Consider the following 12,126-nt stretch of genomic DNA (forward strand, 5'->3'; position numbering starts at 1 on the left):
TACGCACCGACGCACCGACGCACCGACGCACCGACGCACCGACGCACCGACGCACCGACGCACCGACGCACCGACGCACCGACGCACCGACGCACCGACGCACCGACAACCCAATACCACCGATCGAAGCCCCGACCACAACCACACATCCATATAAGAGGAGGACCGATGACGAATCTCCCCGACGATCCACGCCTCGCCCTGATGCTGCTGTCCTCGATCATCGAGCCGGGCGACGCCGACCTCGACGACCTCTTGGACGAGTCCGATCCGATCGAAGTGGTGAAACGCCTCTGGGAAGGCGAGGTCCCCGAACGCTTGCGGCGCATCACGAGCACGGCCATCGAATGCACCCGTGATCCGGCCGCCAGGGCCCTCGAGATCGCCGCGTCGACGCGAGAGTGCGGCGCCAGGGTCTTGATCCCGGGCGACCCCGACTGGCCGGATCAGCTCCGCGACCTGGTGCTCGCCTGCGACGCCGACGAGCCGCACATCCGGCCGCCTCGCTGTCTCTGGGTCCGAGGCGAGCAGGATCTGGCGCTCATATGCCGCCGCTCGGTGTCGATCGTCGGGTCGCGGGCCGCGACCGAGTACGGCCGGCACCTCGCCGATGATCTCGCGGCGGACATGGCAGAGGCGGGCTGGACCGTCGTGTCGGGCGGTGCCTTCGGCATCGACAAAGCGGCGCATCTGGGCGCGCTGGCGCGGGGCGGGTCAACGGTCTCGGTCCTGGCCTGCGGGGTGGAAGTGTCCTACCCCCAGGGAAACCACTCGATGTTCAACCTCATCGCTGAGCGGGGCCTGATCGTCAGCGAATGGCCGCCTGGGACCAAGGTCCAGAAGCACCGCTTCCTGACTCGGAACAGGGTCATCGCCGCCCTGACCTCCGGCACCGTCGTCATCGAGGCCGCGCACCGTTCCGGGGCACGCAATACGGCCCGATACGCGGCGGAACTGGGACGAGTCTTGATGTTCACACCGGGCCCCGTCACCTCCTCGATGTCGGCAGGTGCCCACCAACTGGCAAGGGAGCCATGGGAAGCCCGCCTCGTCACCCGCGCCGAGGAGGTCATCGAGGACCTGACCGGCATCGGCGGCCCTCTGGCGACGCCTCCGCCGCCGCAGCGCCGGCCCTTCGACTCGCTCATGGAGATCGAGGCCCGCCTGGTCGAGTCGCTGCCGAGGGGCTACGTGGTCGAAACGACGCGCCTTGCTGCCGCAGCGGGCATCCCCGCCGAGATCGCGGCGGAAACCCTGGACCGCCTCCTCCACACCGGCTGGGTCGACCGCATCGACAACCGCTGGCGCCTGTCGAGAGGAGGCCAATCCTGACCCACGCACGGGCTCCGCCGTTGAACGGCAATCAAAGCGACACAACTGCCATTGCGGTGCGCACCGCATCCGAATCGATGGGTGGGCGGGGTGGGGGCGGGGGGGAGGGGCCCCCGGTCAGCAGGGGGCGGGGTGGTCGTCCTTCGGGTAGTCGACGACGACCATGCGCGGGTTCTCGAGTTCGGCGAGCGGGGCCCAGCATTCGTAGATGCCGCGTTCGACGCAAGTCGCGTCGGTGGCCATGACCGATTCGAGGTCGGGCTGGCTCAGCCGCACGCGGACCCAGTCCTCGTTGCGGCCGAGCGCGAGCACCTCGACATCGCGCCAGCGCGCCCGCGTGTGGAACCGCTGCGGGCGGGTGACCGGGCTGCGGCTCGCGGCGCCGCGGGCGTAGACGCTGAAGCCGTGGCCGGGGTCGGCGGTGACGGGGACGCGTTCGCCCTCGTGCTCGCCCACGAGTCCGGCGTGGACTGACGGGTCGGTGCGGAAGAGCGCCCGCCCGGTCTCGAGGCCGGGGATGCGGCTGACGAGGTCGCGGTGCCGGGCGCCGGCCATGCGGTCCCACACGTTCGTCTGCGGCTGGTACTGGAACAGCGAGATCTCGGCGCCGTCGGGCGTGTACGCGAGGATCTCGGCGCGCGCGGTGAGCGGCAGGTCGGCGAACCCGGTGGTCGCGAATTCGGGGATGAGGTGGGTGCCGCTGGGCAGGAAGCCGGTGCCGAGGATCATCGAGCCGCGGCGCTCGCGGCCGGGGACGCCGACGAGGCCGGGGAAGTTGACGGCCTCGGTGCTCTGGTAGTCGCAGGCGCAGATCGCCTTCCAGCGCAAGGCGAACGCGGTGTCGCGGGCGTCGTCGGGGTCGCCGGAGAGGACCACCCGGTCGTCGGGGGTGCGCAGGTGGGCGACGTCGAATTCGCGGAAGCAGACGCCGCTGACGAGGGGCGCGGAGGTGAGCTGCCGGGCGACCTGGTGGCGGCTGAGCGGTTTGACCATGCGGGTGCCGGCGGTGATGAACGCGGTGGCGCGCACGGCGGAGACGAGCGCGCGTTCGGCGGGGCCGATGCGCGGGTTCTGGCTGTACCGGTGGACGGTGGCGGCGTCGAGGCCGGGCATGATCGGGATCGCCAGGGGCGCAATGCCGGTGAGGAGCAGTTCGCCGCCGGAGCTGGTCACCTCGGAGGCGTGGACGTAGCGGTGGAAGCCGCTGCCGCTGGGGTGGAATCCGTCTTCGCGGACGTCGGAGTAGAGCTCGAATGCGGCGCCGCCCGCGATCGCTCGCGCCCGGTATCGCCGTTCGTGCCAGACGATTTCAGTGGTGCCGGTCGGCGCGGCTGGTGGTGCCTGCATGACGGAGAGTTTACGGAAACGGGTGAACATCTCGGTGAACCGAAGGTGAACACCCGTTTCTCTACACCCGCCGAGCTGGGATCACACCGTCTCCGTGACCTTTTTGAGACCGCGCGGAGCGTCCGGATTCTCGCCCCGCTCGATCGCAAGGTGTAGTGCAACCTGTTGCAGCGGAAGGATGTCGAGGAGTGCGGCGAAGCGTTCGTCGACCGCGGGGGTGGCAAGTCGGGCGGTCTGTCCGGGGACGTCGGCGGCGCCGACGACGACCACGTCTGCGCGTTGCTTCTCGAGTCGCGTGAGGACGTTCCACATCGCATGGCCGCCGGGGCCGGAGCCGACGACGGCGAGGACGGGCACGCCCGGGTCGGCCATGGCGAGGGGCCCGTGGAGGAGGTCGGCGCCGGAGAAGGCGAGCGACGGGAGGTAGGAGGTCTCCATGAGCTTGAGCGCGGTCTCGCGGGCGGTCGGGTAGGCGTAGCCGCGGCCGGTGGTCACGAACCGGGAGGCGAAGCGGTACCGGCCGGCGAGTTCGGCGGCGCCGGTGTTGGCGAGGACGCCGCTGGCGAGTTCGGGCAGTTTGCCGATCGCGGTGGCTTCGGCGGCGTCGAGGCGGCCGGTGCCGGTGCGGATGCCTTCGACCAGGAGCAGGAGGGTGAGGAGCTCGGCCGTGTAGGTCTTGGTGGCCGCGACGGCGCGTTCGTGCCCGGCGCGCACGTCGAGGTGGAGTTCGGCTTCGCCGGCGAGGCGGGAGTGGGGGTTGTTGGTGACGGCGAGGGTGAGGGCGCCGGAGGCGCGGGCGGCGGCGACGACCTGGGCGAGGTCGGGCGAGCCGCCGGACTGGGAGACGGCGATGACGAGGGAGTCGGACCAGTCGGGCCGGGCGTCGTAGACGGTGACGACGGAGGGGCTGGCGAGGCTCGCGGGCAGGCCGAGGCGGATCTCCGTGAGGTAGGCGCCGTACAGGGCGGCGTGGTCGGAGGTGCCCCGGGCGGTGAAGACCACCGAGCGCGGGCGACGCTCGGCGATGACCGCGGCGATGCGGGCGATCTCGGCGGCGCCGTGGTCGAGCACGTCCGCGTAGACGCCGGGCTGCTCGCTGATGTCGGCGGCCATGCCCTTGCCGGGCTGGTCCTCCGCGCTGGCGTTGTCGGTGGCGCCGACCTGGGGCTGGTTCACTTGACGCTCCTTGTGAAACGGGTACCGCTAAAATATTAAACAAACCTTTATAATGAAGCGTAGTCGACCGTCACCACGCCCGTCCACCGCAGTCGGCCCTTCCCGAGCTCCCGTGTCCTCGCCTCCAACCCTGCTACGACTCGGGTCGCTCGTCAATGAACTGTGTCCACTGCCCTCCTTACACCCGCGCAGGTGCCGGTAAGGTTGACCCCTGAATTCCCGACGACCAAGGAGGAGCCGTGGCGAAAGCAGCCCGCAAGCGCAAGTCGCGTAAGAAGAAGTCCGCTAACCACGGGAAGCGCCCGAACAGCTAGCGCGTGGCGGGGCAGGCGGCCGAGGCCGCGACTGCCCCGCAGATCGCACTGGACACCCGGCGCAGAACGAGAATTGCCCACATGACCGAAGCGCCGCGCGAAGCGCGCGAGCAGCAACAGCCGAGCACCCGAGAGCGGATCCAGCAGACCGCGATCGCGCTCTTCAGCGAGCACGGCTACGAGCACACCTCTCTACGGGAGATCGCCGAGCACCTCGGCGTCACCAAGGCCGCGCTGTACTACCACTTCAAGACCAAAGAAGACATCGCGGCGAGCTTCTTCGACTCCTACGCGGAGGATCTGGACCGCATCTGCGACTGGGGCGACACCCAGCCGCGGGGGCTCGACACCCGCACCGAACTGCTGCGCCGCTACGCGGAGGTCATCCGGTCGCACGTGCCGGTGCTCAGGTTCATGCAGAACAACCAGGCCGCGCTCACGCGCCTCGACCGCATGTCGGTCTTCAGGCTGCGCCAGCGGCGCCTGCACGCGCTGCTCGTCGAGTCGGACGCGCCGCTCATCCACCGCCTGCGGGCGTGGGACGCGATCACGACGCTCTACAGCAACTGGATCACCTATCCGCGCGTGGACGACTCCGAGGACGACCTGCGCGAAGCGTCGCTGCAGATCTCGATCGGGATGATCCGGGCGAACGACGCCGAGGCGTCCGCCCCCTGACGGCAGGGGGCGTCTGAAGGCAGCACGGCGAGCGCGGTACCCGGATGTCCGCGTCTCTCAGGTGGTCTTCGAAGCGAGCTGTCGGGCCCGGACTCGTGCGGGCCCGATCGGCGCTCAGTGGGTGCGGCGGTCGCGCTCGGCGACTTCGCTGAAGATCTCGCTGACCTGCTCGACGGCGCTGAGCTTCTGGCGCAGGCGCGCCTTCACCTCGTCGGGCGCCTTCTCCTGACTGCAGCAGCGGTGCACGATCGCGCGCACTTCCTGCTCGATGCCGTATTCCGAGAGGCAGGGCGAGCACTCTTCGAGGTGGTCGCGGATCACGCCGCGGCGGCGGTCGGAGCACTCTTCGTCGAGATAGAGGTAGACCTCTTCGAGGACCTCGCGACAGTCGAGCTTGGGCTTCTCCGGTTCGGCGGTCACTGCTGTCCCTCCCGTGCGGGCGAAAGGCCGCGGTCCGCGGCGTACGAGCTCAACAGCTGGCGCAGCTGCCGCCTGCCCCGGTGGAGGCGGGACATGACGGTGCCGATCGGGGTGCCCATGATGTCGGCGATCTCCTTGTAGGAGAAGCCTTCGACGTCCGCGAGGTAGACCGTCAGGCGGAAGTCCTCGCCGAGCTGCTGGAGGGCGTCCTTGACGTCCGAGTCCGGCAGGTGGTCGAGCGCCTCGGTCTCGGCCGAGCGCAGCCCGGAGGCGGAGTGCGACTCGGCGTCCGCGAGCTGCCAGTCCGTGATCTCGTCGGTGGGCGAGGTCAGCGGCTGGCGCTTCTTCTTGCGGTACGAGTTGATGTACGTGTTGGTGAGGATCCGGTACAGCCACGCCTTGAGGTTGGTGCCCTCGCGGAACTGGTGGAACTTCGAGTAGGCCTTGAGGAAGGTCTCCTGCACCAGGTCCTCGGCGTCCGCGGGGTTGCGCGTCATGCGCAGCGCGGCGCCGTACAGCTGGTCGATCAGGGGCATCGCGTCGCGCTCGAAACGCTCGCGCCGCTCCTCGGAGTTCTCGCTGCCTGCCTCGGTCACCGTCTCCCTCTCGTAGCCGACCAGTTCCGAGCCTACGGCAGCGGACTTGGAGGGGGCGGAGGAAATACCGGCGGTCGTGACGCCGCCGACCGGGGAGACGCCGTTCGGCGAAGGCGACCAGTCGGGGCCGCTCAGGAGCGCGGCGACGCGCTCGTCTTCGCGTCCGCGGAGGGTGGTGGTCATGCGTTGGGCTCCTTGCTAGACAGACTTCGTGGCCCGTGGGCCTTCCGCCGCGGCCCGCACGGCGTGTGGCCGGCGCTCCGGAGCGGGAGACTCGTCCCGAACAACAGCGTGGCGTGCGGCTTCATTCCGCCCTCGGCGAAACCACCGGAGTCGTATCCGACACACCGGCACTGGAGCTCGCCGTAAGCCTGTAATTTCGGGTGAAGTGTACGAAATTCGGAATATCACCCGAAATTATTACTTAATGGATCGAAACGGTAACTTTCGGTGCGCGTAGTCGTTATCGTGGGTGGACCCGGAAGGGTCCTGATCGCGTCGGGAGACCGGCGCGTGAACTCCCAGTACCTGCCCCGGGCCGGCGAACATGACACCGTCGCCGGTCCGGGGAGGCTGGAACTCTCCCATGACGCCCTCGCCGAACCTCCCCTGGACGGCGAAAAGCCGCGACCTTCGCTGGGGCCAGCGGTCGCGGCTTTCGATTCGGCGGGTTCGGCTAGGCGCCGACGGCCAAGGGGTTGATGTCCTTCCAGACCTCGATCATCGCGCGGCGCTCGCGGGGCGCGGTGGCCCCCCAGACGCCGTGGCGGTCGCGGGCTTCGAGGGCCCGGACCAGGCAGGGCGTGCGCACCGGGCAGGACGCGCACATCGCCAGCGCCTCGTCGATGGGCTCGCGGGGCTCGGGGTACATCACGTCGGGCTCGGCGTCGGCGCAGTTGCCCTGGCGGAGCCAGGCGTCGCCGCTCATCCGGTAGGCGCCTCGGATGATCGCTTCGCGGTATTCGGCGGCGTCGAGCAGCCGGGGGTCTCTTCGGGCTCGGGCTACTTCATCGGGGCGGATTCGGCGCATTGGTGCCTCCCTCTTTCTTTCCACCGCAGGCTCTTCCCGCTTGATTGGGCTCAGCGCGGGAAGCGATTCCCTTCAGCCTCGGCGGCTTGTACACGAAAGACCGACGACTTGGGGTACAGATACCTCTGCACGACTGTGATTGACTTCACAATCCCGGGATGGTGGTGGGGCCCTCCTCGGTGTCGACGGGGCGGATGAGCTCGGGGCCCTCGTTGTCGGCGCGGCCGACCGCGCGGCCGACCTTGCGGATCTCGATGTCGTCCGGGAGCGACGGGGCCGGGCCCGCGAGGAGTTCGCCCTGGTCGGCGTCCTCCTCCCCCAGCCAGGCGGCGTACCGCTCGGGCGGGAGGACGTAGGGCATGCGGTCGTGGACGGTCTCGATCGCCTCGCCCATCGCCGGGCAGGTGAGGACCGTGAAGGTCATGAGGTGCAGGTCGCCCTTGTTCCAGGTGTCCCAGAGCCCGGCGAAGACGACGCCGCCCGGCCGGGTGAAGAAGTAGGGCTGCTTGCCGCCGCCGGGGAGCTTGCGCCACTCGTACCAGCCGTCGGCCGGGACGAGCGCGCGGCGCGAGGCGAACGGCCGCTTGTAGGCGCGCGAGGTCGCGACGGTCTCGATCCGGGCGTTGAACATGCGGGTGCCGATACCCGGGTCGGAGGCCCACGGGGGGACGAGGCCCCACCGGGCGAGTTCGACCACGCGCTCGTCCTTCGACTTCGAGCGGCGGACCACCGGCGCCGGGACCGTGGGCGCGATGTTGTACCTCGGGTCCCAGGCTCCCGCGATGAGGTCTTCGGCGTCGAAGAGCGCGGCCATGTCAGGGCTCGACTTGCTGTTGGCGTACCTTCCGCACATGCCCACACGGTAACCCCCGCCACCGACAGCCCGGCTCCTCAATTCCGGGACGGCCCACCGTGCGCGCCACCCCCGGTGCGCCGACCTTCGGGTGCGCAGCTCGCGGGCTTCTAGAATGGCGGCATGAACGCAACCGCCGCCCCGAAAGAGCGCCGCTGGGAGGCCCCGTACGCCGAGGCCGAGCTCGACGCGGTCGTCCGCGTGCCCGGCTCGAAGTCGATGACGGCCCGCGCGCTGATCCTCGCCGCGCTCGCCTCCGGCCCCTCGACGATCCGGCGGCCCCTCATCGCCCGCGACACCCTGCTCATGGTCGAAGGGCTGCGGTCCATCGGCGTCGCCGTTGACACGGGGGACGACGACGCCTGGGTGGTGACTCCCCCTCGGCGAAGCTTGCGAGCCGTAGATTCGCAGAGTGCTTTCAAGGGCGGCACCGAGGTCGACTGCGGCCTCGCCGGGACCGTGATGCGGTTCCTGCCGCCCGTGGCGGCGCTCGCCGACGGCCCGGTCGGCTTCGACGGCGACCCGCACGCCCGCAAGCGCCCGAACGACGGCGTCATCAAGGCGCTGCGCGACCTCGGCGTCGCGATCGAGGACGGCGGCCGCATGGCCCTGCCGTTCACCGTGAACGCGACCGGGAACGTCAAGGGCGGCGAACTCGAGGTCGACGCGTCGAAGACCTCGCAGCTGGTGAGCGCGCTGCTCATGGCCGCGCCGCGCTTCGAGAACGGCCTGGACCTGCGCCACGTCGGCGACAGGCCCGTGCCGAGCCGCCCCTACCTCGACATGGTCGTGCACATGATGCGCCAGGCCGGGGCGGACGTCGACGACTCCGAGCCGAACCGCTGGCGCGTCGCGCCCGGCGAGCTCCAGGGCCGCGAATGGGTGATCGAACCGGACCTGCAGAACGCCGCGCCGTTCCTCATCGCCGCGGCCGCGGTCGGCGGCCGGGTCACCGTCGAAGGCTGGCCGACCGAGACCACCCAGGCCGGGGACAAGATCCGGGACCTGCTCGTCCAGCTCGGCTCGCGCGTCGAGTGGAGCCGCGGCGGCCTCACCGTCGTCGGCTCGCCCTCGGTCCTGCCGGTCGAACTCGACCTCGCCGACGCCGCCGAGCTGACGCCGACGCTCGCGGCGCTGTTCGGGGTCAACAAGGGCCCCTTCACCATCCGCGGCGTCGCCCACATCCGCGGCCACGAGACCGACCGCGTCTCGGCGCTCGTCACCGAGCTGCGCAAGATCGGCGCCGACGTGGACGAGTTCGAGGACGGCTTCCGCGTCAACAGCGGCGGCCGCACCACCGGCACCTGGGCGACCTACGCCGACCACCGCATGGCCCACGCCGGAGCCGTCGCAGGCCTCGTCATCCCGGGCCTCGTCCTCGACGACGTCGCGTGCGTCTCCAAGACCTGGCCGGACTTCGCCGAGGTCTGGGAGCGCGCGGTCCGAGGTGACGCCTAGTGCCGCAGCCGGACTGGGAAGTCGACGAAGACGACGACGAGTGGGACGAGGACGACGTCAAGGTACGGGCGACCCGCCGCTCCCGACCGCGCACGAAGATCCGCCCCAAGCACGAGAGCGCGCAGGAGGGCTTCGTCACGGCGGTCGACCGCGGCCGCTACACGTGCCTGGTCGACGGCGTCACCGTCACCGCCATGAAGGCCCGTGAGCTCGGCAAGCAGTCGATCGTCGTCGGCGACCGCGTCGCGCTCGTCGGCGACCGCTCCGGCAACCCCGGCACGCTCGCGCGCGCCGTGCGGATCGAGCCCCGGCACGGGGAGCTGCGCCGCTCCGCCGACGACGAGAACGCGAACGAGCGCGTCGTCGTCGCCAACGTCGACCAGCTCGTGGTCGTCGCCAGCCTCACCGACCCGCCGCTGCGGTACGGGTTCGTCGACCGGTGCCTCGTCGCCGCCTACGACGCCGGGGTCGCGCCGGTCCTGTGCCTGACCAAGCACGACCTCGCGCCCGAACTCGTCGAAGAGGCCCGCGCCTACTACTCCCAGCTCGACCTGACGATCACCACGACCGAACCGAACGCGCCGCTCGACGACCTCGTGGAGCTCCTGCGCGACAAGGAGAACGTGTTCTTCGGGCACTCCGGCGTCGGCAAGTCCACGCTCGTGAACCGGCTCGTGCCCGGGGCCGGGCGCGCCGTCAGCGAGGTCCGCTCGATCGGCAAGGGCTCGCACACGTCGACCAGCACCATGTCGTTCCAGCTGCCCGCGGGCGGCTGGGTCATCGACACGCCCGGCGTGCGCTCGTTCGGGCTCGCGCACGTCACCGCCGACTCGATCCTCAAGGCCTTCCCCGAACTGGAGGAGGTCGCGCAGGACTGCCCGCGCGGGTGCACGCACACACCCGAGATCGGCGACTGTGCGCTCGACGCCGCGATCGGCCCCGACGACCCGCGGGCGGGCCGCCTCGCGTCGTTCCGGCGCGTCCTCGCCTCCCTCCACGAGGCCGACTCGAAGAACTAGCCGGGCCGTTCACCTGCTCGTTGCCTCGCTGGCCCGAGGGCCCCTGCGCGGGCTCAGTAGGATGAGCGCATGCCCACCTCCAGCTACAACGACGATCTCGGCCTCGCGCACCTGCTCGCGGACAGCGCCGCACAGATCGGCAACAGCCGGTTCCGCTCCTCCGACCTGCGGGTCTCCTCGAAGCCGGACATGACCGAGGTCTCCGACGCGGACACCACGATCGAGGAGGTGCTGCGCTCGACGCTCGCGCGCGCCCGCCCCCGCGACGGGATCTTCGGCGAGGAGTACGGCGACAACCCCGGGGCCTCGGGCCGCAAATGGGTCATCGACCCGATCGACGCCACCCGCAACTACGTTCGCGGCGTGCCGGTCTGGGCCACGCTCATCGCCCTGTTCGACCGGGGCGAGCCCGTCGTCGGCGTCGTCAGCGCCCCCGCGCTCGGCCGCCGCTGGTGGGCCATGAAGGGCGCGGGCGCGTTCGCCGGACGCGACCAGCGCGCGGGCAAGCGGATCCACGTGTCGAAGGTCGCCAAGCTCTCCGACGCGTCGGTGAGCATCTCGTCGATCACGAGCTGGGCGAAGCTCGACCGCCAGGGCGCGATGCTCGGGCTGCTCCACGAGGCGTGGCGCGAGCGCGGCTTCGGCGACTTCTACTCGTACTGCCTGCTCGCCGAGGGCTCGGTGGACATCGCCGCCGAACCCGAAGTGGCCCTTTGGGACCTGGCGCCGCTGGCGCTCATCGTCGAGGAGGCGGGCGGGACCTTCACGGACCTGCGCGGCCGCCGCGGCCCCGACGGCGGCACTGCCCTGGCGACGAACGGGCTGCTCCACGAGCAGGCCCTGGAGCGTTTGAAGATCCGCGAGTAAGACGACATGCGAAGGGGCGCTGCCGAACCGGCAGCGCCCCTTTCGTCGTGTCTAACGCTGGGCGAGGAACTTCAGCTGCTCGGCGCGCTGGAGGATGCCGCCGCCCTCGTGGCCGTTCCAGGGCCACACGGTGATCCGCTTCTCGCCCTGCCAGCGGTTGTAGGCCGCGAACACGGTCGAGGGCGGGCAGACGTCGTCCATGAGGGCGACCGAGTAGAGCGCGGCCGCGGTGCCGCGGGCGGCGAAGTTGACGCCGTCGAAGTAGTCGAGGGTCGCGAACGTGCGCTCCTCGCTGAGGCGCTGGCCCGAGAGGAACTCGCCGATCTCCTTGTAGGGGTATGCGTCGGTGATGGTGGTGGCGCGCCGGAAGTAGGTGAGGAACGGGACGTCGATCATCGCGCCCGCAAGGTCGTCGCGCAGGCCGCCGACGGCCTGGGCGATGCCGCCGCCCTGGCTGCCGCCCGCGACGACGATGCGGTCGGGGTCGATCCCGTCGAGGCCCTTGGCGACGTCGACCGCGCGGTAGGCGTCGGTGAACACGCGCCGGTAGTAGTAGTGCTCGGGGTCTTCGAGGCCCTGGGTCATCCAGCCCTTGTTGGTGGGTCCGGTGGTGCCGTAGGGGTCACCGGTGTCGCCGGGCTGCCAGTGGCCGAAGCCCTGGCCGCGGGTGTCCATGACGAGCTGGGCCCAGCCTGCGGCGGGGATCGTGGTGTGCGAGATCGGGAGCGAGCGGCCGCCGGAGTAGCCGATGTACTCGACGACGCACGGCAGGGGGCCTTCGACGCCCTTGGGCTTGAGGAGCCAGGCCTTGATGGGGTGGCCGCCGAACCCGGCGAAAGTCACGTCGAACACTTCCGTGGTGACCAGGTCCGCCTCGTACGGCTCGAGCCGGACGTCGAGGTCGTGGGCGGCGGCGTCGGTGAGCGTGGACTTCCAGAACTCGTCGAAGTCGGCGGGTTCGGGCACGTCGGGGCGGTATTCGCGGAGCTGTTCAAGGGGAAGGTCGAAAAGAGCCATGGAGAGTTTGTAGCACGAC

At 70.4% G+C, this 12,126-nt stretch carries 13 protein-coding genes; 6 read left to right on the forward strand and 7 right to left on the reverse strand.

Translation table 11 applies throughout. From position 1 onward, the window contains the following. Window positions 1-1,332: DNA-processing protein DprA (gene dprA, locus ACGGCP_RS04000; protein ID WP_392960711.1), on the forward strand; the 1,332-nt coding region annotated here is incomplete at its 5' end. Between the two features lie 117 nt (window positions 1,333-1,449). Here the strand turns inward: dprA and ACGGCP_RS04005 are convergent. Both ACGGCP_RS04005 and ACGGCP_RS04010 read right to left on the reverse strand, forming a co-directional pair. Next, window positions 1,450-2,679: a hypothetical protein gene (locus ACGGCP_RS04005; RefSeq protein ID WP_392960714.1), complete on the reverse strand. Its 1,230-nt coding sequence runs from the start codon at window positions 2,677-2,679 to the stop codon at window positions 1,450-1,452. 81 nt (window positions 2,680-2,760) lie between these two features. Continuing rightward, window positions 2,761-3,792: an SIS domain-containing protein gene (locus ACGGCP_RS04010; RefSeq protein ID WP_392962019.1), complete on the reverse strand. Its 1,032-nt coding sequence runs from the start codon at window positions 3,790-3,792 to the stop codon at window positions 2,761-2,763. Between the two features lie 302 nt (window positions 3,793-4,094). Between ACGGCP_RS04010 and ACGGCP_RS04015 the strand changes: the two genes are divergently transcribed. Together ACGGCP_RS04015 and ACGGCP_RS04020 are read left to right on the forward strand one after the other, a co-directional pair. Continuing rightward, a complete protein-coding gene (locus ACGGCP_RS04015; RefSeq protein ID WP_373897052.1) occupies window positions 4,095-4,169 on the forward strand; it encodes a 50S ribosomal protein bL37 in 75 nt (24 codons plus the stop codon). Window positions 4,170-4,250: 81 nt separating this feature from the next. Further along, window positions 4,251-4,847, forward strand: coding sequence for a TetR/AcrR family transcriptional regulator (locus ACGGCP_RS04020; protein WP_392960717.1), 597 nt, complete (start codon window positions 4,251-4,253; stop codon window positions 4,845-4,847). 114 nt (window positions 4,848-4,961) lie between these two features. Here the strand turns inward: ACGGCP_RS04020 and rsrA are convergent, their stop codons facing one another. The 4 genes from rsrA to ACGGCP_RS04040 all read right to left on the reverse strand — a co-directional run bounded on the left by rsrA (window position 4,962) and on the right by ACGGCP_RS04040 (window position 7,746). Beyond that, the gene (gene rsrA, locus ACGGCP_RS04025; protein WP_392960720.1) at window positions 4,962-5,267 is read right to left on the reverse strand and encodes a mycothiol system anti-sigma-R factor; all 306 of its coding nucleotides are present in this window, start codon (window positions 5,265-5,267) and stop codon (window positions 4,962-4,964) included. After that, window positions 5,264-6,046: a sigma-70 family RNA polymerase sigma factor gene (locus ACGGCP_RS04030; RefSeq protein ID WP_392960723.1), complete on the reverse strand. Its 783-nt coding sequence runs from the start codon at window positions 6,044-6,046 to the stop codon at window positions 5,264-5,266. The genes rsrA and ACGGCP_RS04030 overlap by 4 nt, the downstream gene beginning before the upstream one ends. Before the next feature lie 493 nt (window positions 6,047-6,539). Further along, window positions 6,540-6,893 (reverse strand): WhiB family transcriptional regulator, encoded by a 354-nt coding sequence (locus ACGGCP_RS04035; protein WP_392960726.1) that lies wholly within the window; start codon window positions 6,891-6,893, stop codon window positions 6,540-6,542. Between the two features lie 145 nt (window positions 6,894-7,038). After that, window positions 7,039-7,746 (reverse strand): SOS response-associated peptidase, encoded by a 708-nt coding sequence (locus tag ACGGCP_RS04040; protein WP_392960729.1) that lies wholly within the window; start codon window positions 7,744-7,746, stop codon window positions 7,039-7,041. Between the two features lie 123 nt (window positions 7,747-7,869). Between ACGGCP_RS04040 and aroA the strand changes: the two genes are divergently transcribed. The 3 genes from aroA (at window position 7,870) to hisN (ending at window position 11,090) form a co-directional block, all read left to right on the forward strand. After that, window positions 7,870-9,204, forward strand: coding sequence for a 3-phosphoshikimate 1-carboxyvinyltransferase (aroA, locus tag ACGGCP_RS04045; RefSeq protein WP_392960732.1), 1,335 nt, complete (start codon window positions 7,870-7,872; stop codon window positions 9,202-9,204). Further along, window positions 9,204-10,223 (forward strand): ribosome small subunit-dependent GTPase A, encoded by a 1,020-nt coding sequence (gene rsgA, locus ACGGCP_RS04050; protein ID WP_392960735.1) that lies wholly within the window; start codon window positions 9,204-9,206, stop codon window positions 10,221-10,223. Before aroA ends, rsgA begins: the two co-directional genes overlap by 1 nt. A gap of 69 nt (window positions 10,224-10,292) precedes the next feature. After that, window positions 10,293-11,090, forward strand: coding sequence for a histidinol-phosphatase (gene hisN / locus ACGGCP_RS04055; RefSeq protein ID WP_392960738.1), 798 nt, complete (start codon window positions 10,293-10,295; stop codon window positions 11,088-11,090). Window positions 11,091-11,141: 51 nt separating this feature from the next. Here hisN and ACGGCP_RS04060 read toward each other — a convergent pair whose 3' ends face one another. Beyond that, the gene (locus tag ACGGCP_RS04060) at window positions 11,142-12,107 is read right to left on the reverse strand and encodes an acetylxylan esterase (RefSeq protein ID WP_392960741.1); all 966 of its coding nucleotides are present in this window, start codon (window positions 12,105-12,107) and stop codon (window positions 11,142-11,144) included. Between the last annotated feature and the right edge of the window lie 19 nt (window positions 12,108-12,126).

Origin of the sequence: Glycomyces sp. NPDC048151 (genome assembly GCF_043202775.1) — a bacterium.
In the GTDB taxonomy this organism is placed as follows: domain Bacteria; phylum Actinomycetota; class Actinomycetes; order Mycobacteriales; family Micromonosporaceae; genus Glycomyces.

Coding starts and splice junctions, on each gene's coding strand:
- ACGGCP_RS04005 (WP_392960714.1), bottom strand. CDS start 2,679: ATGCAGGCACCACCAGCCGCGCCGACCGGCACCACTGAAATCGTCTGG.
- ACGGCP_RS04010 (WP_392962019.1), bottom strand. CDS start 3,792: ATGGCCGCCGACATCAGCGAGCAGCCCGGCGTCTACGCGGACGTGCTC.
- ACGGCP_RS04020 (WP_392960717.1), top strand. CDS start 4,251: ATGACCGAAGCGCCGCGCGAAGCGCGCGAGCAGCAACAGCCGAGCACC.
- ACGGCP_RS04030 (WP_392960723.1), bottom strand. CDS start 6,046: ATGACCACCACCCTCCGCGGACGCGAAGACGAGCGCGTCGCCGCGCTC.
- ACGGCP_RS04035 (WP_392960726.1), bottom strand. CDS start 6,893: ATGCGCCGAATCCGCCCCGATGAAGTAGCCCGAGCCCGAAGAGACCCC.
- ACGGCP_RS04040 (WP_392960729.1), bottom strand. CDS start 7,746: ATGTGCGGAAGGTACGCCAACAGCAAGTCGAGCCCTGACATGGCCGCG.
- aroA (WP_392960732.1), top strand. CDS start 7,870: ATGAACGCAACCGCCGCCCCGAAAGAGCGCCGCTGGGAGGCCCCGTAC.
- hisN (WP_392960738.1), top strand. CDS start 10,293: ATGCCCACCTCCAGCTACAACGACGATCTCGGCCTCGCGCACCTGCTC.
- ACGGCP_RS04060 (WP_392960741.1), bottom strand. CDS start 12,107: ATGGCTCTTTTCGACCTTCCCCTTGAACAGCTCCGCGAATACCGCCCC.